The sequence below is a fragment of the Pricia sp. genome (genome assembly GCF_041745955.1).
In the GTDB taxonomy this organism is placed as follows: domain Bacteria; phylum Bacteroidota; class Bacteroidia; order Flavobacteriales; family Flavobacteriaceae; genus Pricia.
In genome coordinates this window covers 1-24075 of sequence record NZ_JBGTHY010000488.1, presented here as the reverse complement: position 1 = coordinate 24075, position 24075 = coordinate 1, and the positions used below count along the sequence as shown (strand labels likewise).

Below are 24075 nucleotides of genomic sequence, written 5' to 3'. Positions count from 1 at the left end.
TGTTATTCGGCTTGACCATTTACATCGATCAAAAAATCCTTCCCCCAATTGGCATGTAATGCTTCCGACAGGGACGCCACCGTTGTCGCGAACTCTTCTTTCTCGGCTAGATTGTCCAGTTCCAAGGGGTCATTGGAATGGTCGAAGAGCATTCGGGCATAGGCCTCGCCTTTGTCGTCGACCCATTCGGTATAGAACAAATCTCCTTTGATCAAGGCAACGGCATCTTTGAACTTTGAGATGGCATAATCCTTTTCCCGCGTTTTTCCCTGTAAAAGGGGTACGAAGCTTTTGCCCTCCAACTCCACCGGTGGCTCGATACCGGCAAGCTCGCAAAGACTGGGATAGATATCGATAAACTCGGTGATAGCCTCCGATTTTTTTCCTGTGGTGATTCCGGGCACTTTCACCAAGAGCGGGGCGCGCATCGAGGTTTCGAAGGTACAGTGCTTGCACCACATCTTGTGTTCGGCCAGATTATACCCGTGGTCGCCCCACAGCACAACAATAGTATTTTCGGCCAGACCGAGATTTTTGAGTACCTGTAGCACTCGCCCGATCTGCGCATCTACATAACTGACACTGGCGTAATACCCATGGATCAGATTCATGGCCGCTTCTTTGCTCAGGTCCCCCTCCTTCGGTATAGCGTCGTAGCTACGTAGCTCTCCAGAGTTATGATAGGCTTCGGAAGGAATGGTTACCGGCCGTTGGTAGTTTTCGGGCAGCCTGATGTTCTTGATATCATACATGTCCCAATATTTTGTGGGCGCATTGAATGGAAGGTGGGGTTTCATAAAGCCCAACGCCAGAAAAAATGGTTTCCCGCCGTCTTTCAGACGCTCTAGGTCTTTGATTCCCTTATTGGCTATTTTACCGTCAAAATAGGCGGTGTCGTTCACGTTTGCCGCTTCATAGGCCGCCCCCCGCTTGCCTTTACGAGCGTTCAGTTGCACATTTTCTTCCAGTAAATAATCCCGGATATTTCCACGGGGACGCCAAATTTCGTCCCAAGCCATTTTATCGTCCGACTCATGATGGTACACCTTTCCGTTGGAAATGGTAGTATACCCGTTATTTTTAAACGTCATTGGCAACCCGATGGCTCTGGGCATGTCGACCTCTTTTTTTGTTTTGTAGTCGATAAAACGATAGCGTGTCGGGCGGGCACCCGTCAGAATACTGGCACGGGAAGCTCCGCAAACGGGAACATTACAGTAGGCCCGGCTAAAAAGGGTACCTTCGGATGCCAGTCGGTCAAGATGGGGTGAATTGATATGCGTAGCGCCATAGCAGTTTAGTTCTTCGATAGCTAGGTAATTGATTGCACCCAGCAAATTTTTGCCTTTGTTGTCTTTCCATACAAATTCCTCGGCATCCGCCCCAAAATCTTTGGCGTGTGGTTGCCAGTTTTTTCGAAAGCCTAGGGCATTGGTCGATGCATCAAAGTCTTCATAATCCAATAAGTTCTCTGGCGCATCAACACCTAATTTGATAAAATAATCACCGGTCTCGGCAAATCTCAAATAAGATTTGCCCACGTAGTTTAAGCGACCTTTCGCTCTATTGTCCTTCCCAGTTTTGTCGGTATCGGCAATAGTAAAAATACCCTGTTGGCCGTCCATAAAACCGGCGCTTTCGGCATTAGGAGTATTTTCAATGGCTATATTCCCTCCTTTTTTGAATGATGCCGAATAGGACCACTCCCCTATTTCATCGGGGCTAAAACGGACTTTCCAAATATTTCCAGAATCGGTACTGGTCTCGGCAGCATTGCCATCCGCCGCATAAAATCCGGGAACGGTATAGCTTTTCCCTTGGTTTTCAAACGTAACATCCAAACGATAATTAAGAAAAGGTTTGTTTTCGTCCATTTCACCAGTGTCCGGTCCCTCGAAAGAGATTTCGACACGATGCCATTTTTTTAGTTCCCCCTTAAGTTCAACCTCGGCTTTGGCTTGACAGGAACCATTGAGTACTACTAAAAGAATACTGAAAATTTTATGTCCCATATTGGTTAACCGTTTTGATGACCCACCATTTTATATTTATTTCAATTATTGAATAATGATATATAAAATTTAAAATGAATTGATTACGAGCTGTATTTCATGCGTTCCGGGAGTCAATCGGATACTTTCAAAAGCGGAGTTGACCTTTTTGCCATTGTGCATCAACTCTTTGCCTGGTGATGGTTCTATTACGAATTCAGCAACCATATTGGCTGGAATTTCAATCCTATACACCTGTAATCGGGGATTCTTAAATTCGTAGTTCGCCTTAATGGTTCCTTTGATAGTGGGCACTTTGATATCGCTATTTTTGAGATTCGCCATTTGCGGCCTTATAATCGCCACTCCAAAGCCTGGTGTTTTAGGCTGAATGCCCCAAAGGCCACGAGGTATGGAATTTGCGGGAACAGCACCCCAAGCATGGTTCCAATCCATATTATTTTTATATTTTAAATCCCAGCCTTCTAAAGTCATAGTCGAGCCGATACGGATCATATTGTACCAACTTCTATCACTGGTATCCGTCAAAAGGGATAAGGCGTAGTCGGCCGCGCCAGCATTGTAAAGCCCGTCCATCAAATATTGCGACCCGTAGACACTACAGGCCATTCCCCTTGATTTTATGTGCTCGACCACAGATTCAATGTGCTCTTCGGGCACTAGGTTAAACGCTAAAGGAAGCATATTGGCGTGTAGGGCTGCGTGGTCCGTTCCGATGCCATCAACATACACCCCTCTTTCGGTATCTAACATTTGGGAATTAATCGCTTTTTTTGCTTTTAGTGCCCTAAGTTCAAAATCGAGGGATTCTTGTGTTTTACCCAAAACGTCGGCAAACTCTGCCATGATTACCATGTTTTGATAGTAAAAGGCATTTACGACGGTATTATAATCCTTAAAAACATAGCCGTCCCGTTCCCCTTTGTTCGAAGGGTCTCCTCCCCAGCCCGCGGAAGGCCAATCTACAATATCACGAAAGGTTTCCTTCATGGTTTCGGGAAAGCCCAAATTCTTCATGAGCTCCGGCGACATTTTGGTGGAAGTGATCAACCCATCTTCATTGGCAAGTTCATACAGCGTTTTATACTTTAAATCTTCATAGTATTTTTCTATAAGCTCCGTATTGCCGGTATACATATAATCGGCATAGAACATCAACGCGACATGCTGTTGCCACTCGGTGGGCCAGGTAGGGTGTTCCATAAAATATTCTATGGTGTGTCTTGCTATAGCGTATTCGCGGTCGGTCGTATAATGGCTCAATTGGTTAAGGTAGGCGTCGGCTTCATAGGGAATGCGTTCCCGGTCTCCATCGACATACAGTCCGTTAAAGGTTGTGGCCTTGATCGTGTATTTACAGAGGTCCCACACTTGATTGAGGATATCGTCTGAACTTGTAAAACTGCTCGTATCGTCTTCCCAATAACTATGGAAGGCCAATTGGGTAAAGTTTTCGGCTGACAGTTGCTCTTGCGCACCATCCACTTCCGCATACCGGAAGGGCATAAGTACCGGAAAACCCTCGGGAAGCGGTAACGCCTTGCCCGGAAGTGTATTTCTTTCATCCGCCTTTATGGGGAGTTGATACCGGGTTTTCCCGGGTTCTACATCGACTTCGATTTCTTGATATCTGATATGGCTCTTCTCGGGCGTTTCGCGGTTGATATTCTCACCATCTAACTGCTCCCCGATTCGGAATTTTAGGGTATGGGAGGTTTTTGTAAGGTAGCTAAAGTCTAGGGTCGCAAAAGCGGCCTTCCCAAAATCCATAAAATCGGTATCTCCGCGTTTCTCAAAAACCTTCGGCTTGATACTATCGATTTGGAAACTGTTGGGTGTGGTTATGGTTTGCCCCTTTGCAGAAGCCATGGTGAAGGACTGTGATTCGGAATATTTTGAAAGCCGGTTGTCTTGATCCCAGATACGGACTTTCCAAAAATAAGTCTCCCCAGGTTTCAGCTCCTGACCGTGGTATTCTATTTCGGAGGATATAGTGCTACGTACCTGTTCACTATCCCAAACGTCACCGATATTATTGGCTATATTTCCTTTGGATGAAGCCACCAAAATTTGATGGGCCGATTGGGTAACGGCACCCTCGGGAACAACCCAACCAAATTCGGGCCTGGCATCTAAAATTTTCACCGCTTTAGGCTGACGGATGAATTCCACAATTAAATTATCGGGGCCGTCGGAATAGGAGTCGCTGAATTTGTCGATCAGCTTATCGGTTTTCTGTCTGAAAGCTTTCAGCGTATCATTGTATTTTTTAGTACTGGCAAGATTTTCTATTTCTTGGGGATCGCTTTTCAGGTGGTACAACTCCTCGATGGATTTATCGTTAACGTATCGAAAGTATTTCCAATCCTTGGTACGCACCCCCTCACTTGGAGGGATATGTTCGAATTCCCAGATATGCTCGATGAGAACGGTATCCCTTTCTAAACTGTTTGTTTTACCCGAGACAAGCGGCATCAAACTTTTACCTTGCCAAGATTTCGGGGGTTGTACTCCGGCCAGATCTAAAATTGTGGGAGGTACATCGATGTTCAAGGCCATCTCCTCGCTGTCTTTTTGTTTGTTGATCCGCGGATCATAAACTATCAAAGGTACTCGCACCGAGTTATCGTACAGCAGCCATTTACCGGCCAATTGGCGTTCGCCCAAGAAATAGCCATTGTCGCCCATAAAAATAATGACCGTGTTTTTATCAAGTCCTTTCTTTTTAAGTTTCGCACGTATTTTTGCGATTTCACGGTCGATTCCGGAAATCATTCGATAGTAGCCTTTAACACTGTGCTGATATTTTTCCGGCGTATCGTAGCGCCAAGTCCAGCGCAGGCGGTTAAAACCATCGCGTACAATTTTTGGTTGGGCCTGAAAGTATTTGTCCTCGCCCAGTGCGGGGCCGGGCATAGATATACCTTGTAAAATTTTGTCGGATTCCGCTTGCCAGAAATACTGGTCCTTCGCGGAATCATGGGCATGGGGTGCACTGAAGCTCAACGAAAGGCAGAAGGGTTGTGATACATCGGCCTTGTTTATATAATCCAAGGCCTGTTGTCCGGTGTAGCGGGTTAGATGCACGGTATCTTTTCCCAACGTTTTATAGTAATAACCGCGCCTATCATCAAAGGCGTTGTTACGATCGTAAGATTCGAAGTCATCGAACTGTTTTTCCAAATCATCATAGCGTACACCATATTTGCCGTAGAAAGCGGTTTTATATCCGTTATTTTTGAGGATGGTGGGATAGGAATCTTCCATATAAGAGTCTCGAATGTGGCCCGTCTGAAAATTAAAGTTATGGGTTCGTTCGTAAAGTCCGGTCAGGATGCTGGCCCGGCTTGCAGCACATATCGGCGTGGTGACCATAGCATTCTCGAAATAGGTGCCCTCTTTGGCAAGCTTGTCCATTTCGGGTGTTGAAATCAGTTTGTTGCCCGCATATCCCAAGGCATCGAAGCGTTGGTCGTCGGTGAGAATGAAGATGATGTTCGGTTTATCGGCATCCGTGCCTTTTCTGTTTTGAGCAATAGCGATAAAGATGTTCCCATATAACAAGGCCATTAAAAGGAGTGCCGTACCGTTTTTTATCATATGCATTTACGTTGTGATTTTAAGTGTTCTTATAGCGAGTTGGATTATTTAGCCGTTAAATTCGGAAGTTTCATTTTGACACTCTTCGAACTTAAGCATTTCCTGGTTTTTGGGTATCCTGTACTGTCCTGATAATTTTACCAAAATACCTTTGTGGAAGGCTGCAAAAAAATCCCTTCGGTAAAAAGCATTTTTTACCGAACGGAAGAACTAACTCAAAGTAAGAAACTCAATTCGTTAAAAGTCTACATAAATTAGACTATATTCAAGTGATATATCATCTCGTCCAGCGGAGCACGTTCCAGAAAATCATCGCTGCAAGAAGTTACCAGGCCAATTAATATAGATGCCAGCAAATAGTGTCTTGTCTTCATTGGTTCATTTTTTATTTATCGGACCGTGCCTATCCAGTACAATACTTTGGGCAGATCTTCATTTTATTTGTAATTCAATTGGGTTCAGGGTTCATCTTTGGTCAATCAAAAATTCAAGACCATGCCGGCATTGTAAGTCCGTAATAATGGATAATTGATAGAACTGTCGAAAACATACTCGGGATCCAAGGGTTTACGGATTTTTGAATATTCCCAAAGATTTTGGCCCGCAATATAGATTTGTAATCCCGATAGGCCCAATTTGTCGGTCAATGATGCGGGAAAGGCGTAGCCAAGGTTCAGGTTCTTGAGTCTTATGTAGCTGGCATCCTGTAAAAATCTGGTCTGTTCTACATTATTCTTATCGCTTACCTGCGCCTCTGGAAATAGGCGTCCCTATTATCGGATGTCCAAGTGTTCGTCAACCAGGATTTGTCGCCGTTGAAGGAACGCCATGGAAAGAACCACGTTCAGTTTTGGTTGCCCGGATAATAATCCCTTTTACCCACTCCCTGAAAAAGGAAATCGATGGAAAAGTTCTTCCAGTTCACCCCGCCATTGATACCATAGGTGTACCGAGGGGTCGTATTGCCAATAATCCGTCGGTCTCCCGGGTCGTCCAAAGTGTTGGTTCCAGGACTGATCTCACCGTCACCGTTAAGGTCGGCAAACTCGAGATCCCCAACCTTAAATCCCGCTCCGAGCCTACTTTGGTCGGGCAAATTGGCCAATTGTTCTTCATCTTGAATGATGCCGACAGTCTCATAGCCCCAGATTTCAACAATTCACTGGCCTGTATAATAATTGTTGGATGCTCTGGCATCCAATGCATTACCGGTATTCGGGTTTTCTCCAATAGCTCTGGTGGGATTTTCGTATTTGGTGATTTCCGTTGTCCAGTCCGATAGGTTTAGGTTCAAAAAATAGCTGAAATCGTCCGAAATATTATCCCTCCATTTTAAAGAGGCTTCCCAACCGGTAGTCTTCAGGTCCGCACCATTCTCCTGTGGTGGCGTTGCCCCCAAAATACCGGGATAGGCCCGTCTTAACAACATATCCAAAGTTTCTCTACTGTATATATCGAAGGACATATCAAGTTTGTTCTTGAACAATACCATGTCAAGGCCCAGGTTCTTGCTGACCACCTTTTCCCAAGTCAGGGTGGGACTGACCAGACCGGGAGCCTGCACTATAGGTATTTCCCCTGATGATAAAATAAAATTTGAGGTGTTCACATTAATGAAGGTATGTAGGGGTAAAAATTGTCATTTCCTAAAAGCTGACTGCCAGAACCTAAAAGCTGGTTTCCCAACTCCCCATAAGAAGCCCTTATTTTTAAGTTATCGAGCCAATCACGGGTACCTGACATGAAGCCTTCATTCGAAATACGCCATCCTGCTGATATGAAAGGAAATAGTCCGAAACGGTCTCCGCTTGGGAAACGTGATGTTCCATCGTAGCGTGAGCTGGCCTCCAATAAATATTTTTCCTTGTAGATATAATTCAACCTATAAAAGTAGCCCCGAAGGGTCGCCTCCCCTTTTCCGCCAGAAACGAAGCGGTTTCCGGTAACGGCCCCGATGTCAATGATATTTGAAGATACCAATTGGTTTGCATCACCTGCAAGCCGTGTATTGAAGTCCCATTCTTGATTAAAACCTGCTATAAATTTGAAGTAGTGATCGTCAAGTTGGCTCATCTCGTATTCCGCAAAGAGGTTCAGTACATAATTCTGATTGTAATTTCTTAGTGCATCGATGGTGTCATCGCCGGTCACGAAAACCGGATTATCTTGGTCTAGCTCAAAGTCTACCACTTCAAAGGCTGGTCTGGCATGCTCGAATTGACGGTTGAAAGCGTTATATGAAAAATTACCGTTTAAAGTAAAACCTTTAACGGGATTGGCGACTAAGCCTGCCTTAAGCCATATATCTTGATTTGTGAATTTGGTACGTCCCCCGTTCTGTAATTGTTCATATATTGGAAAAGCATGGTTCCAGCTCATTCCCTCGTATTGCTCTTACCCTTCAAGACGGGGCACAAGGTAGGGCCTGATGGGCTCTATCCGTATCAGCGTGTTGATATCAACGGCTGCAGGTTTATCCGAGTTTTCAAAGTTGGCCGTAATCTGGGTATCGAAAGTCAACCAGTTCGTAAGCTTGTAATCGGCTTTGGCCAGAACATTGCCATTATATCGACCTCCTTTTTGGTATCTAGTAAGTGTTATAAAAGTAAAGATGTTACCATAGAGACCTTTTATTCAGAATAAGGTACTGTACCTAAACTATCCACCGGATAGCCCCATTCTTGTATGTAGGTCATACCGGGCAGAAATTCGTCGCCGTTTTCCTTTAGCCTTGCTGATAAACGGTTTTCCAATTCGGATTGCAAGTCGGTGTATTCGGCGTTTCCAACGAGATTATTCATTTGATAGGGATCTTTTTCGTTGTCGAACAGCAGCCACGGGCCGTTCAGATCGCGGGCATACGTGTAACGCTGGGTAAGCAATCCTCGATACTCCCGGCCCCCGTATTGTACTCTGTTCCATTGTCCGAAAGGTTGTACGCAGGTAATCAGTGCGGCGCGGTCTATATTTTCCGCGTCCTCCAAATATCCTTTATAATTGATGCCTTCCACTGTTTCTGGAATCGGGATGTCGCATAATGCCAACAAGGTCGGCAGAATATCCTCGGAGTTTAGCAAGGCGTCTTTCTTGCCCGTAGCGATACCCAAGCGTTCGGGAATATGCCATAACATGGGTACCCGAACGGATTCATCGTAAGGCTGCTGTTTTTTATAAGCCCCGTGGGAACCGAGCAGATCACCGTGGTCTGAGGTAAACACGATAATCGTATTATTCAATTGTCCAGTTTCTTTCAAATTTAAAATTAATTTTCCTACCATATCATCGAGCGCTGCAATGTGGGCGTAGTAGCCTGCCAAATCCTTTTTAACCTGCTCCTTCATATCTTCAGGCACATTCTCGCGCAGCTGAATGCTATCGGGATGAAAACGTTTTTGGTAAGCTTCGGGAGCGGTTTGATAGGGGGCATGGGGCGTTCCGTAGGAGAGGATCAATGAAAACGGTTTTTCTTCCGTTTTTTTTCCTACTATATAGTCAATGGCGGCAACGGTTTGGGCAAAGGTGTCGTATCCTTCCCAAATTTTACGTTCCGGATCATGGTTCTCGTAATAAACCGAATGGTTGTAGTCGTGTGTGCACTCGTTGGCTTTCCAGAAATCAAAGCCTTGTCTTCTTTTCCCTGGGGGTATTAACGAAAGTCGTCCATGCCCATCCAGATGCCATTTTCCGATGTAGCCGGTGTCATATCCCGCTTTTGAAAAGATTTTCCCGAAAGTAACCGCTGCGGTGTCCAATTGTACGTCGTTCATAAAGATACCATGGGTGAGCGGTCGTTGTCCTGTGATAAGGGATGCCCTGAACGGGGAGCAAACCGGCATACCGGAAACGGCATTTTTGAAGTTGACACTTCTGGAAGCCAACCTATCAAGATGTGGTGTATTTATATTGGGGTCGCCCGCATAACCGGTTGCCTGTGCACGCCATTGATCGGTAAGGATTACTAGGACGTTAGGTCGAAATTGCTGGCTCTCCAGAGTTTTAGATTGTTTTTCGGAATTGCATCCAAGTAACATTAGCGAAGAAAAAATTAGAAGGATAACTCTGGTCATCAGATTCAAGGGGTTAAGGATGTACTTTTGTTAAGTTATTTTGGAGAAATGCAATGCCCATTCTCCAATTACGCATCATGTACCAAGCTGTTCGATAGAAAAAAGTGGTTCTAACAGGATGTCTCTATTTTTGATATTTGCACAGGTCTTTAATACAACTTTACAAAAGTAATCTCCTGTTCTAGAAAATAATCGGGCATTTCTATGGTGCTTACCACCCAGCGCTTTAATTCCAAATCATTTCCGTCCCCGTCTTTATAACTGTAGCCATGGGCATCAAAGCCAATGGGTACACCATCATAGTCGCCCATAAACATTTGACTATGGCTGTTTTCGCAAACTTGGAGCGTCAAAAAAGGTTCATTGGATAAAATATGCTTGAATTGGGCCTCCCTACCTTCATTCGGGCTAATCGTTTGTGGATTTTTTTCAAAGGCAGCTAGCAAAATTCCGTTTGCTGGTAACTGAAATCCGAAGCAACTAAAAATATCCCTCAAATTGGTTGCGTGGTTTCTGCCATACCAAGCTCCTGTCCAATCATACAGATTATCCAAAAGTTTGAATGCCTGTACCGCTACATTTTTTTGTGTATAGGGCAAATAACCCACATGAACATCCGCATCCGGTCTTAGCCAAGCCTCTTGAAAGTTAAATTTTCCGTTCGCATTTCGAGAAGGTATCCGAACCGACCTGGAATCCGTACCGACCAGTGGAAGCTGGTCTCCCATACGCAACCATCCTGAAACATATGTACAGTCCGCATCCGAATAGAAAGGTACACGGTCGCTTGTACAAATGATGAAACCATTTGGATTATCGAAACTAGTGATTTCCGATTTTGAACCGATAGCAATCTCCTCGGATGGCACCCAACCATAACCTCGTTCGGAAAGGATGAACGAAAACGCACCTGTTTTGGAAGCGTACAAGACGTGGACCGGGGTTCCTACAGGGAGCACGTCAAGGTTCCAAAGGTCCCAACGCGCCTTGCCATTCGTAAAAAGACCGATGTATTCCGGTTTGATAGGGGGTATAATGTGCAATCGGCATTGGGTAACCGTTATTGCCGTTTGAGGTGTGGTTATATTTCTTTCCGGGGTATAGGAAATCTCTTTCTCGATGGCTTCAAGTTCACTCTCGCCGTAGCCAATGGCCATGATATTACCGAATTCCCTGCTTCTCAAATAAGCCGTCCCACTTTGCACCATGCGTTGGGTAAGGTCCGCCAGTTCAGTAGGTGTCATGGGACCAATGTCGGGAACGTTTGCCAAAAGCCCTGGACGGTCTTTGATTTGCTTTTCGATTCGTAATGCCACCGCACTATCCAGTTCCGATGAATCTGCCATTCGTTGCCGATAGGCCGCATTTCTACTTTTTATTTCCCCAAGGTCGAGCACCACCTTATCAGGACTTTTCATTTTCGATATCCAATAAGAAGCTTCCCGCATTTCGGGCATAGTGCCCGGTACCACGTTCGGTGCCCGCAAATAAAGTTCGGATTGCTTTTTAACCTCCTGCTGTGGGCTGTCCTCTTTATCCTGGGCAAAAAGACTGTTTCCATGCGTTCCAAAGAAAAGCAAAAAAGCAAAAAAGTAAAAGGATCGGTATTCTTTCATCTTGGACATCCCATCTTATGAAAACGGTCGCAATTATTTATTAGGCGAAACCACAAAGCCCGGGATATTGGTCCGGATACTATAGATTTTATCCACTGCCGTCATATATAGGGTTTTCATGTCTTCTCCGCCAAACGCACAGCTAACAGGATAATCAGGTGTATTGATAATCCCGACCGCTTTACCGGTTTTGTCGAAAATCTGGACTCCGGCCCAGGTACCTATATAAAGGTTGCCCTCCACATCGACATTCATTCCATCGGCTCCGGAAGATTTGCCCCCACGTTCGAGCACATCTTCTATCAACGATAGTTCGGCGAATTTCCGTCCGTTGGCAATCGTGCCATCCTCGTTTACATCATACGCCCAAATGAAGTTATCCTTATCGCTGTCCACATTCCACCATTCCTCATTGTCGTAGGTATTGTTGATGTACAATGTCTTGCCGTCGGGACTCAAGGCCACACCATTTGGCATGGCGAAAGCGTTAGGCTCTAAAAGGCGGATCACTTTACCTTGTGGTGTACGGTAATAGACAGTGCGTCCAGGTTGGTTCTTCGTAGTATCAGGAGTAAACTGCGGATCGGAGAAATAGATACCACCTTTTAAATCCATTATCAGGTCATTCGGTCCGTCGAGCGATTTACCGTCGTATTTATCGGCCAGTACCTTGATTTTTTTACCCTTGGTATTCATTTCAACGATACGATGCCCGAACATGTCGCATACGATCAAATTATCGCCATTTGATATCAAACCATTGGTCTGCATCTTGTTTTCCACAATGTTCCTGTAAGTGCCATCGGGATCCATTTCGACCAATGTGCTTTTGCCCGGGTCGCCGTTGAACGCTTCGTCAAAAAACATATTGGAAAAATAAAGCTTACCATTGAGCCAAGTAGGACCCTCGGTAAAAGTCAGGCCTGGTTGACTCTCGCTACCATCGATGACCAACTGCACCTCGGCATCTTTGGGTATGATGGCATTATACTTGTTCTGTTGTGCCATACCCATTTCGTAATAGTCGGCCCGGGGAGGGAAGAATATATCAAGGGCATCGCAGCCATTTGGACCCATCGTTCCTCCATGGACCATATTCGAGGGGAGGTCTATGACATCGCCCTTCTCAAGTCGTATTATGGTATCCATTATTATTTGATCGGAATATCCCCGAAGTACGGTCATGACCTGTTCTTCGGGATGAATGTGGTGCGGGAACGTTATCGAAGGATCCATACGGATAAAGCTCATCTGCACTCCCTTGCCGGATATAATCCTGGAATTCGCCCCTGGCACCAGTTCCGTGTATTGAAAATCGTTCAGGTCATATACTTTTTGGGGTTCCACATTCGGTGCCACCGGATACTTTTCTATAGATATGGGCTCCGGTATGTCCCGATATCCTGTCTTTTCCAGATAATCCATCGCGGCCGGGCTATAGACTTCCAAAATCGCGGCACCCTTGTCACCAGCCTTTATGGACGTTTTGGCTCCCTCCTGCAGGTACAGGAACTCGTTTACCGGCATGGCCGATAGCACTGCCCCGGGGGCCTCCCGGGGTGTCGCGCTTAAGGTTGCGTACGCTCCCTTGACCAGTTCTTGGACACTTCCTTCCAAAACAAAAAGAAAGCGTTCGCCCTGAATCGTTTTTTCGGGTATCGAGCTATTGGGTTCCAGCCTGATAAAGCTCATTAAGCCCCCTTTTCCCCAATAGGCCTTTGCACTAACCCCTTGCGAGAGCTGAAGAGCAGGCAGGTCATTATAATTCACTTTTTCGCCCGGTTTTATATTCGATACCAGTTTCGTGTCCTGTATGTCGGTTCGCGTACGATTTTCCAAAGTGTACTCGGCGATTACCTTATCGTTGCGATCCGCCCAAGCTTCATTTTGGTTCCGACATGAAAAGACAATCGTTAATAGAAATAAAGCTAATAGGTAGTTTTGTATATATTTCATGTTTGGATTCTTTTTACTTTTCATTATGGTTTTATCGGAACGAAAATTAGAGAATAAGATAGTATGAACTATCCTGTACTATCCCGTATGGTCCAAATTTACATTTTGTTGGTCGAAAGAAAAACAGCAGGATAGTACAGGATGATAATTAAAAATATAAGCATCATTTTTATTCGAGCTTTGACACACATAATTTAAGTGAAATGTTAGGTGCGATGATCGACGCTATAAAGAATTAACACTTGTACTGTTTATGGAAACAAAGGCTAGTCATTTTTCTCAAATAGTCTTATTTTTTATTGGGATTTTGTTGGCCGCTTTTTCAAATCCCAAAACAGAATATCGAATATTTCAGTTCCCGAAGCACATGATGCCGCGTATCGATGGCGATTTTAGCGATTGGGAAATGGTTCCGGACAGCTATGCCATCGGACTTGATCAATTAATGGATACAAAATTCGGCCTCGGTACAGATTTGGAGCCAAAAGATTATGATATTCAGGTAAAGGTCGGGTGGGTCAGGAACTTGAATCGGCTGTATTTTTATGTGGAGGCCTACGATGATTACTGGGATTTTGATGACAAGGGCCTAAAACAGGATATTTTTGAGGTGGTCGTAGACGGCAATCTGTCGGGAGGCCCGATCGTTAAAAAAAGTAATGCAAATAGCCGCAGGATTTCCAAAGACGAATTGCATTTTAAGGGCCACGGAGCCCACGCCCAAAACTATCATATATTCACTCCGGCCCAAAACAAAGATCAAGTTATGGTCTGGGGAAACACCCCATGGATCAAGGAGTTCCCTTATTTCAATTCTGCGGTTGATTACAACTTCAAACATGGCGAGAGCGGAAAATTTAGAATGGAATTCTGGATTACCCCCTTTGATCATGCCGATTTTTCCGGTCAGGATAGATCCACTGAAACAAAATTGACCGAGAACGATGTCATCGGCCTGGGTTGGTGCATACTTGAATACGATGGCGGTACAATGGAATCTTTCATGAACCTTGCCCATGATTCAAGAATGGTATTCGATGCCGATTTTTTGAACACTTTTCGACTTATGCCTTTGGAAAAAAAGTATATGGAGACGATTCGGGCAGACTGGTCCTTCATTGAAATCGACAGGAGTAAAAGATGGATTCAGTTCAAAGATGAATCCATTGGTAAACTAGAAAATTGGCATTGGGATTTTGGGGACGGAAACACTTCCACGGAACAAAATCCATCACATCAGTATACTAAAGGAGGGGAATGGACCGTCGTGCTCACCATAGTCGGCCCGGAGGGCAAATCCGTGCGTTCCAAAGTTTGGGATGTCGTAACCAAATGAAAAATATAAATTACTGAGAAATTTCAAAGTATTCTCTACCTAACATACCCTAAAATGAAGCAATAATTTAGTACCGTTTTACCCTGTTCTTAACCGGGGCAGGACAGTACAGGATACCTATTTATATCATAATCACCAATTTTATAAGGTATTCCAGTGATTATCCACAATCTGCCGGCATGACAAAAAAATCGAATGGTGTTCGCCTAACAAAGCTGGCAATTTGCTTTTATGCCCTATTGGTTTCAAATAGTATATGCTGCCAAGAAGATCTAAACGTTCTGGTGTTTACCAAGACCAATGGTTTCAGGCATACATCCATTCCGAAAGGCATCGAGAAAATGGACGATTGGTCGAAGGGGGAACATTGGGGCATCGAGTTTTCCGAAGACTCGACCCGAATCAACGATAAGGTTTTAAATCAAATCGATGTATTGGTGTTCTTGAATACCTCGGGTAACATTTTAGGTAATCCTGAAAAAGAGGCACTTGTCAGGTACATTAATAAAGGCGGTGGTTTTGTAGGCATCCATCTTGCCTCTGGCACGGAGACCGATTGGTCTTGGTTCCATCAGATGATCGGGACCGAGTTCAAGGACCATCCCAAAGTGCAATCGGCCAGAATGTTCGTAAATCATACTTTTCGGCATCCATCCGTTGCGCACTTGGGCGATACTTTCGAAATTGTCGATGAATGGTACAATTTTGAGGAAAGCGTTTTACCCCATGTAAACGTCGTTCTAACCCTGGACGAAAGTAGCTACACCGGTAAAAAAATGGATGAAGAGCATCCGATAGCCTGGTACCATTATTATGAAGGGGGAAGAGTATTTTATACGGGCTTAGGCCATACCGATGAAATATATGACAACGAGGATTATAAAAAACATGTGATCGCTGCGATACAATGGGCGGGGAAAAAAATGGATGTCCCCACTCCCAAAAAATGGGAAGATTTATTAGATCAAGGCCTCAAAAAATGGGATACCTATATTGGAATACCAAAGCCAACAGTAGATATGAGCGGAATACCAAATATCGGAACCCGCGATGAAAATAAGCCCTTAGGTTTTAACAACGACCCCAAACGGGTCTATTCCATTGTAAAGGAAAAGGGGAAGCCCATGCTCTTCATTACAGGGGAGATACATGCGGGGATCAGTACCAAACAGGAGTACGGGAATTATCATTTTAAGGCAAAGTTCAAATGGGCCGGAAAAAAATGGGGATCACCCGATGGCAATAGGGACAGTGGCATACTCTATCATTGTGTAGGCCCACAAGGCACTTATGCCAATGCTTGGATGAGCAGTCTGCAAAGCCAGATACAGGAGACCCATTTTGGTGATTTTATTGCGATGGGGGATGTTACCGCACAGGCCCACGTAGACAGCATACATCAGGTAAAGGGTGAAATCAGGGGCACCTACGATCCAAGGGCGAAGCTTGTCGATGTCGGGCGGGCTTTAAAAACGGAAGACAGGGAAAAACCTGTTGGCAAATGGAACACTTTGGAAGTCGTTTGTCTGGGTACTTCAAGTATTCACGTCATCAACGGAAAGGTGGTGTCCGCAGTGGAGAATGCGAAGTCCACCTTAAAGGAGACTCCGCAACCTCTTTCCAGTGGTAGGATCTTGCTGCAATCCGAAGGGGCAGAGGCCTACTATAAAGACATTGGAATAAAGGCGATTACAGAGATTCCGAAAAAATACAAAAAACAGATAGCGCGTCTCAAAGCCCGACAAAAAAAATAAACTATGCAAAAGAGTATAAAATTCGTTTCCTTGTTTTCTGTTTGCCTTATTTTGGTCTTATCCTGCCAATGGGGACCAACTGAAAATTACGCCAAGGAAAATTGGGCATCCTATCTCGGCGACAAGGGCACGACCCATTATTCCCTATTGGATCAAATAAATAAGGAGAATGTGCACCGACTTCAAAAGGTATGGGAATTTGATAATGGGGAGGCCAGTGCCAAGAACCGGTCCATGATCCAATGCAACCCCTTGATTATCGACGGTATTTTATATGGCACGACCGCTACATTAAAGGTATTTGCCCTGGATGCCGCAACGGGGCAGCAAAAATGGATTTTCGAACCCGATAAGGATACGGTTATCACTAAAGGGCTCAATCGTGGCCTGGCCTATTGGGAAAAAGATGATGTCAAAAAAATCTTTTATGCCTCTGGAGAACATCTATTTGCTATAGATCCAAATACAGGCCAGTTGATTACATCCTTTGGAAATGCCGGTATCGTAGATCTTACCAAAGGACTGGGAAGAGAGGTCGATGGGTTTCGCTACCATATGAATACGCCCGGTATTATTTTTAAGGATATGTATATCGTCGGTGGGAAGGTTTCCGAGACCATTAAACCTATTCCCGGTCATATCAGGGCCTACGATGTGCATACGGGAGAAATAAAGTGGATTTTTCACACCATTCCCCATCCGGGAGAATTTGGTTATGAGACCTGGCCGAAGGATGCCTATCTAAAAAGTGGCGGTGCCAATGTATGGACGGGTTTCAGCCTGGACGAGGAGCGGGAAATTGTTTTTGCACCGACCGGTTCACCCTCTTTCGATTTTTATGGAGGCGATAGAATAGGGTCCAACCTATTTGGCAACAGTATCATTGCATTGGATGCCAATACGGGCAAAAGAATATGGCACTACCAAACGGTCCATCACGATCTATGGGATCGCGATCTGCCTTCCCCGCCCGTTTTGGCGACCATTGAAAAGGAAGGTCGTAAAATCGACATTCTTGCCCAAACTACAAAAATGGGACTTCTTTTCGTTTTGGACAGGGAAACCGGCGAGCCTATATATCCTATCGAGGAAGTTGAGGTACCTGCTTCGGATCTCGATGGTGAAGAAGCCTGGCCAACTCAACCGATACCTACGGTTTACCCACACTTTTCATGGCAAAAATTAACAAAAGAGGATTTGGCCATTAGAACCGAAGATAGCCATACGCAAGCCAGCAAGGTCTGGGAAGAGTCCATTTATAGTGGCATGTATGACCCGCCATCCGTTAAAGGCACCCTGAATTTCCCCGGGTATTATGGAGGCGGTGAATGGGGAGGGCCTGGTATAGACCCCAGTACCGGGGTCTTATATGTCAATTCCAACAATTTTCCCTGGAAGCCAAAATTAGCTCCATTGGTTGCGGAAAGCCCCGGAAGGAATTTATACAATATGTATTGTCAAGCATGTCATGGCAGTGAACTGGAAGGATCTCAAATGTTCGGGGGTGTCCCTGCCCTAAAAAATGTTAAGGATTCGTTGTCAAAACCTGAAATGCATAAGATCATAACACAGGGAAGTGGTGTTATGCCGGCCTTTAAGGAATTGAAAGAAAGTGAAATCGATAAGATAATCGCTTTTTTGACCCAACAAGAAAAAGATACGATCTCCGAAAAGGGCGAATGGCCCTATCCCTATACTTTTGGCGGTCACGGGCGAGTGAATATGGATGATGGTCTGCCAATGATAAAACCGCCATGGGGACAATTGACCGCCATAGACCTGAACAGCGCCAAAATTAAATGGCAGATTCCCCTTGGTAATTATGATTCATTGAACATTCCCGGCCATCCAATTACGGGAACGCCAAATTATGGAGGCCCCATCGTTACAAAAGGCGGACTGCTATTTATTGCCGCCACCGCCGATAGTAAAATTAGGGCGTTCGATACCGAAACCGGAGAAAAATTATGGGAAGCCGACCTGCCTACATCCGGGGTTGCCACACCTGCCACCTACTCCGTTAATGGCAAACAGTATGTGGTAATCGCCTGCGGAGGAGGTCGAGAAGGCGCTAATTCGGGGGATTCCTATGTAGCATTCGCCCTTCCGTAATTTTTTTGTCCATCCCCAATTAAATAACAATGCGCTTAATAATCGAACAGAAACCACTTTTTAAATAGTTTCAGCGACGGAAAAATTCATGAAGCAGTACAGTACAGGATACTCGTTATAAATACTATAAATACTTTTAACACCAAATTAAGATAGAAAATGCACAACCTGACCAAATCGATTTCTAGGGCTACAGCGTTAACTATCGAACAACTAACTAAACGCTACTACTTATGAAAAAAAAACAATGTATCAAAAATAGGTTGACGTCTGTCGCGACCGTTCTGCTATTATTTATAGGTACGGCTTTCTCATCTGCGCAGACCATCACCGGAAACGTCGGAAGTGAAGACGGACCGTTGCCAGGGGCGTCCGTTGTGGTCAAAGGCAGTACAAGGGGTACCGTTACCGATTTTGACGGCAACTATGCGATCGAGGCGGGAGCCGAGGATACCTTAGTGTTCTCGTACATCGGCTATTCCCCTAAAGAAGTTTTGGTCGGGAACCAGAATCAAATCAATGTAAATTTATCAGCGGATAATGAGTTGGACGAGGTGGTAGTTATCGGCTATGGTACGCAACGTAAATCTGATTTGACAGGTTCGGTGGCATCGGTAGACGCAGAAGATATTGCCAACATACCCAGTTCGAGAGTAGACCAAGTTTTGCAGGGTAGAGCAGCGGGTGTTCAAGTAACCCAAACCAGTGGCGCACCGGGTGCTGGCACATCCATAAGGGTAAGAGGAGGCAATTCTATAACCGGTAGTAACGAACCGTTATGGGTCATCGATGGTATAATTGTGGGTACAAATTTCAATTTGAATAATCTTAATGCCAATGACATCGAATCAATAGAGGTATTGAAGGATGCATCATCTATTGCCATTTATGGGTCTAGGGGTGCAAACGGCGTAGTATTGGTAACGACCAAAAGTGGAGCCCGTGTGGGAGGGGGCAAACCCCAAGTAAGTGTAGGATTATATACAAGCACCCAGTTAGTTCCAGAAAGACCCGATTATTTATCTCAAGCAGAACAAATAGATTACACTAACGAAGACGCTCGATTTAGATCAGTTTCAGAACCCTTTCCCAACGATCCGTCAACTTATCCCGATAATGATTATTTTGACTTATTATTGGATGCATCAAATATTTACAATGCAGATGTATCCATTGCGGGTGCTTCAGAAAATGGAAACGTAAACTATTATAATTCATTGAACTTTTTTGATCAAGATGGCTTAATTAAAAATTCAGGCATTGAGAAATATATTTTTAGATCGAACATCGATTTTAAACTAGGTGATAAGTTGAAAGCCGGATTCCGTATTAATTATTCCAGAATAAAGCAAGAAAATGGTGTTGTTGGCTATGGTGGTCTTTTGAATATTCTGCCTACACAGCCAGTGTATAATGAAGATGGTTCCTTTAATGGTTTTAATGAGGTAGTTGGAGCGCCATTTGGAAACCCTGTCGCTATTGCTCAGTTAGATACCGATGAGACGTTCTCAAATAACCTGCTGGGAACAGTTTACCTAGAGTATAGTCCTATTTCAAACTTGATCATAAGATCAACATTTAATCCTGAAATCAATAATTTTAAAAGGAACGAATTTACTTCAAGTCAAAGGCCTGATCTTCTTGTAGTTGGAGAAAATGGTAATGCACGAATATCAGGAGCTTCATCTTTTGGTTGGAACAATGAAAATACAGTTCAATATCAAACAGATTTTGGAGAAAATCATAGCTTGACAGTTCTTGGCGGGGCATCTTTCCAACGAACCGCCGTTGAGACTTTTGAGGCTCAAGCCTTTGGAATTACAACAGATGCCACTGAATTCAATAATATAGGATTAGGTACAGACCCCACAAGAAATTTAGTTGGTAGTGGCTTTAATGAGTTTCAAATTGCGTCCTTTTTTGGCAGGGTTAATTATGCCTTTAAAGATAAATATCTTTTAACATTAGTAGGAAGAAGTGATGGTAGCTCAGTTTTTGCTCCGGGAAACAAGTATAATTTCTATCCATCAATAGCGGGAGCTTGGAAAATTTCAGAAGAGTCATTTATGCAAGATCAAGATATTTTTCGAGATTTAAAATTAAGAGCAAGTTATGGTCAATCAGGAAATCAAGCTATAAGTTCTTATAATACCTTAGGTGTTTTGGTTGAAGCAAATACTCCGCTCAATGGTATTCAGCAACCGGGTTTGTCATTGGGTAGACCATCGAATCCTGATTTAAAATGGGAAACTACAAGCTCGTTTGATATAGCGCTAGAAGCTTCGCTTTTTGGAGGTAGGCTATTTACGGAATTTAATTACTACTATAAAAAGACAGAGGATTTATTACTAGATGTGACTATTGCTAGACAAACCGGGTTTACAAGCCAATTGCAGAATGTTGGGTCTCTTGAAAACAAAGGATGGGAGTTTTTGGTAAATTCGACGAATATCACAACCGACAATTTTAACTGGAAAACAACATTGACCTTATCATCAAATGAAAATAAGGTATTGGATCTTGGAGGCCAAGAGTTTATTGATGTTGTAGTCGATCAAATTACGGGTGCTGGTAGCTTACGAATACTTGTTGGGGAAACAGTTCCAGTATTTACCGGTGTGAATTATTTAGGAACATGGAAAAGTCAAGCTGATATTGATGCATCTGGCTTGCTTCCTGGGACACAGGTACTAGGCGGACCTAGATTTGAAGATTTAAATGGAGATGGTATCATATCTACTGAAGATAATGTGGTATTGGGCAGCCCATTTCCTGATTTGATTTATGGGTTTGATAATACCTTGAGTTATAAAAATCTTGATCTGAACTTTTTCTTTCAAGGTACGGTAGGAAATGAGGTTTATAACTTAAGGACATGGAACAACTATTTTGCCCGTGGGGAAACTACTAAATATGCGGATATAGCGGACCGATGGACACCAGATAATCCGAATTCAAATATACCCAGAGCGGGCTCTGATGCCGTTACAAGTATACCAAGTAATTCAAAATATGTAGAAGATGGTTCGCATCTTCGTTTAAAGACTGCAACATTAACTTATAACTTCCCAGTTAATAAATTAGGATGGAATAGCGTTAAAAACATGTCAGTATACGTTTCCGGAACAAATTTACTCCTATTCTCAGATTTTAGATTAATTGATCCTGAAACGAGTCAATTTGGAAGAGATGGATTAGGCAACATTGCCCAAGGTTTTTCAAATGGAGAGTATCCGAATGCCAGAATTTTAAGCCTTGGCCTTAACGTAACCTTTTAAAAGAATCAAAATGAGAACAAAAAGCATTTTTTTATACGTATTAGTTACTTTCTCATGTCTTAGTTGTGAGAAATTTTTAGAAGAGGAACCCAGAGATATTATAGCTCCAGAAACTTTTTTTACTTCAGTGGCAGATGCAAAACAGGCGGTTACGGGAGTTTATGCTATTTTTAAAAACAACTCCCTTTATGGTCAAGTGGGGTTAGATAATTTCTATGATAATGGTGCCGATATCATTGAGCCAAATCGTGTTATTGGTTTTGTTGAGCCTATTGGCAATTATACAATAAATGAAGCCGTAGCAGATAGGTCGGAACAGAAAATGAGTGTATCCGATACTTGGAAAGATTTGTATAAAGTTGTACTCAATACTAATATCATTATCGACCAAGTGAATGGCAACGAAGCGCTATCACCAGAAGTGCAAACCGAAATTGTTGCGGAAACCACATTTCTACGTTCATTGGCCTATTGGCACATCACCAGCCTATGGGGTGACGCCCCTTACTATACTGAAAACCTAGGTATTGATGAGATTAAAGTATTAGGCAGAACAGATGAGGAAACAATTTTAAATGGGGTGCTCTCAGATTTACAATTTGCACAAGACAATATGCCAGCTACAATACCCGACGATCAAAGGGGTAGTGCTTCAAAATGGGCAGCGGCTATGGTTATGGCCAAAATCTATATGAAACAAAAAAACTGGCAAGCCGGTTTAAGCAAATGTCTTGAAATTATAAATCAGTCACCGCATAGTATATTACCAAATTATGACGATGTATTTGATCCTGCTAATGAGTATAATGCAGAAATTATTTGGTCTCTGGATTTCGCAAAAGATATTAGGGGGCAATTTGAAGAAGGTGTACCTAGTATTGCTGGTAATGGTAACTGGAGACCGAGCATGTTTAATCCAAGATTAAGAGACGAACCAGCTAATACAGATGAAAGAACGGCTTTGTCTGATGCACTTACTGCTAGAGGAGAAGCATTCAATGGTACAGGTTTGCAAATAGCCTCTAAAGATTTTGTTGAAAAATTTCCAATGAATGATTTAAGGAGACCTTTGAATGTTCTGGACAATTATTTAGGTTTTGATTTGGCATTCCCGTATATGCCTAAGTTCATGAATTTGAATTTAGATTCATCGCCACGTTTTAATCATTCAGATAACAGGATGGTTTTCCGCCTAGCAGATGTGTATTTAATGGCTGCTGAATGTGAGAATGAGGTAAATGGTCCAGGAAACGCTTATCAATATATACATGCTGTAAGAGAACGCGCTTATGCAACTCAATCAGAATGGGAACTTTCTGGTTTATCCCAGCAAGAGTTCAGAGAAGCGATTTATGATGAACGTAAATGGGAATTGGCCGGGGAAGCCCATAGAAAATATGATTTGAACAGATGGGGTATTTTACTGGATGTGATACAAAATCTAGAGTATCGATTCTGGAAACCCAATGAAAATATAAGACCTTGGCATGTACTTTTGCCGATTCCATTACAAGAGTTGCAAATTAATCCTAATTTATTGGAATCAGATCCAACGAACAATGGCTATAGATAGTGATGAAGTACGATATTTTATAAAAAACTAAAATATCTTCTAAAAGCAGTACAGTACAGGATGCAGATTTTCTAAAAATGCAGTAATATCGTATATATGGAGCCTCATAACCTCCATGTTGTTTGAGTTAGTTAGTTTAAAAGGGGCGAAAAAAAAATTCGCCCCTTTTTAGTAGGATCATATTTACAGATTCTTCAATCGAATATTCCGGTACTCGACCGTCATTGGTGGACCAACGTGTACTTGTACCCCCATGTATCCTGACATTTTACGGTTGATGGAATCGTTATCGGTAACGTCGCTCATCAGTACATCGTTGACATAATGTTGCAATCGATTTCCTTTGACAATCAGGTGAATTTTGTTCCAATCTTCGCTTTTAATCTGTGTTTTCAGGGAATCGGATTCCCCAAGTGACGCGACCACTTCCCTACTCTGCCAACAGTTTTTTTTCACGTTGGCGCGTAATGACCCTGGATCATCGGGATTGTTTTGTGAATTAATTAGGACCTTCTCGCCTCGATAGGCCAATGTCGCCCGTTTTTTCTCCTCATAGTTCTGGCCTGTATACGTATTCTTTCCGTCAATATCGGCCTGATAACCACGCAAGGCGTTCGGTATGGTATCGATTGTCTCGCTGCGATAGTTGATACCGCTATTTCCGGATTCCGCTATTTTGACCTCGAGTTTCAGTTCAAAATCATCCGGTTGGCCGTCCTGCCAGATGATAAAGGTGTTGTTCTTTAGCAGCGTTTCGGGAGTGACCTCACC

The 24075-nt window shown here is 43.6% G+C and carries 14 protein-coding genes; 5 read left to right on the top strand and 9 right to left on the bottom strand.

Annotation, left to right across the window (positions count from 1 at the left end; translation table 11 throughout):
- Nucleotides 1-2: 2 nt before the first annotated feature.
- The 8 genes from ACEW8S_RS17215 to ACEW8S_RS17180 form a co-directional block, all read right to left on the bottom strand.
- Nucleotides 3-2012, bottom strand: coding sequence for a sulfatase-like hydrolase/transferase (locus ACEW8S_RS17215; protein ID WP_373519352.1), 2010 nt, complete (start codon nucleotides 2010-2012; stop codon nucleotides 3-5).
- Nucleotides 2013-2081: 69 nt separating this feature from the next.
- Nucleotides 2082-5618 (bottom strand): sulfatase-like hydrolase/transferase, encoded by a 3537-nt coding sequence (locus tag ACEW8S_RS17210; RefSeq protein WP_373519351.1) that lies wholly within the window; start codon nucleotides 5616-5618, stop codon nucleotides 2082-2084.
- A gap of 838 nt (nucleotides 5619-6456) precedes the next feature.
- Nucleotides 6457-6717: a hypothetical protein gene (locus ACEW8S_RS17205; protein WP_373519350.1), complete on the bottom strand. Its 261-nt coding sequence runs from the start codon at nucleotides 6715-6717 to the stop codon at nucleotides 6457-6459.
- 54 nt (nucleotides 6718-6771) lie between these two features.
- Nucleotides 6772-7221: a hypothetical protein gene (locus ACEW8S_RS17200; RefSeq protein WP_373519349.1), complete on the bottom strand. Its 450-nt coding sequence runs from the start codon at nucleotides 7219-7221 to the stop codon at nucleotides 6772-6774.
- Nucleotides 7218-7991 carry a hypothetical protein gene (locus ACEW8S_RS17195; protein WP_373519348.1) on the bottom strand — a complete coding sequence of 258 codons (774 nt, stop codon included), beginning with the start codon at nucleotides 7989-7991 and terminating at the stop codon, nucleotides 7218-7220. Before ACEW8S_RS17195 ends, ACEW8S_RS17200 begins: the two co-directional genes overlap by 4 nt.
- A gap of 251 nt (nucleotides 7992-8242) precedes the next feature.
- The gene (locus tag ACEW8S_RS17190; RefSeq protein ID WP_373519347.1) at nucleotides 8243-9679 is read right to left on the bottom strand and encodes a sulfatase; all 1437 of its coding nucleotides are present in this window, start codon (nucleotides 9677-9679) and stop codon (nucleotides 8243-8245) included.
- 149 nt (nucleotides 9680-9828) lie between these two features.
- Nucleotides 9829-11304, bottom strand: coding sequence for a hypothetical protein (locus ACEW8S_RS17185; protein WP_373519346.1), 1476 nt, complete (start codon nucleotides 11302-11304; stop codon nucleotides 9829-9831).
- 24 nt (nucleotides 11305-11328) lie between these two features.
- A complete protein-coding gene (locus ACEW8S_RS17180) occupies nucleotides 11329-13251 on the bottom strand; it encodes an SMP-30/gluconolactonase/LRE family protein (protein WP_373519345.1) in 1923 nt (640 codons plus the stop codon).
- Nucleotides 13252-13504: 253 nt separating this feature from the next.
- On the opposite strand from ACEW8S_RS17180, the gene ACEW8S_RS17175 reads away from it, so the two are divergent.
- From ACEW8S_RS17175 to ACEW8S_RS17155, 5 genes are all read left to right on the top strand, one after another.
- Nucleotides 13505-14587: a PKD domain-containing protein gene (locus tag ACEW8S_RS17175; protein WP_373519344.1), complete on the top strand. Its 1083-nt coding sequence runs from the start codon at nucleotides 13505-13507 to the stop codon at nucleotides 14585-14587.
- 179 nt (nucleotides 14588-14766) lie between these two features.
- Nucleotides 14767-16341, top strand: coding sequence for a ThuA domain-containing protein (locus tag ACEW8S_RS17170; protein ID WP_373519343.1), 1575 nt, complete (start codon nucleotides 14767-14769; stop codon nucleotides 16339-16341).
- Between the two features lie 3 nt (nucleotides 16342-16344).
- Nucleotides 16345-18453 carry a PQQ-binding-like beta-propeller repeat protein gene (locus ACEW8S_RS17165; protein WP_373519342.1) on the top strand — a complete coding sequence of 703 codons (2109 nt, stop codon included), beginning with the start codon at nucleotides 16345-16347 and terminating at the stop codon, nucleotides 18451-18453.
- Between the two features lie 233 nt (nucleotides 18454-18686).
- Nucleotides 18687-21731 (top strand): SusC/RagA family TonB-linked outer membrane protein, encoded by a 3045-nt coding sequence (locus tag ACEW8S_RS17160; protein ID WP_373519341.1) that lies wholly within the window; start codon nucleotides 18687-18689, stop codon nucleotides 21729-21731.
- Nucleotides 21732-21741: 10 nt separating this feature from the next.
- Complete coding sequence (locus ACEW8S_RS17155) at nucleotides 21742-23304, top strand: RagB/SusD family nutrient uptake outer membrane protein (RefSeq protein WP_373519340.1); 1563 nt, start codon at nucleotides 21742-21744, stop codon at nucleotides 23302-23304.
- Nucleotides 23305-23487: 183 nt separating this feature from the next.
- Here ACEW8S_RS17155 and ACEW8S_RS17150 read toward each other — a convergent pair.
- The coding region (locus ACEW8S_RS17150; RefSeq protein ID WP_373519339.1) for a DUF1080 domain-containing protein at nucleotides 23488-24075 on the bottom strand (588 nt) is incomplete at its 5' end.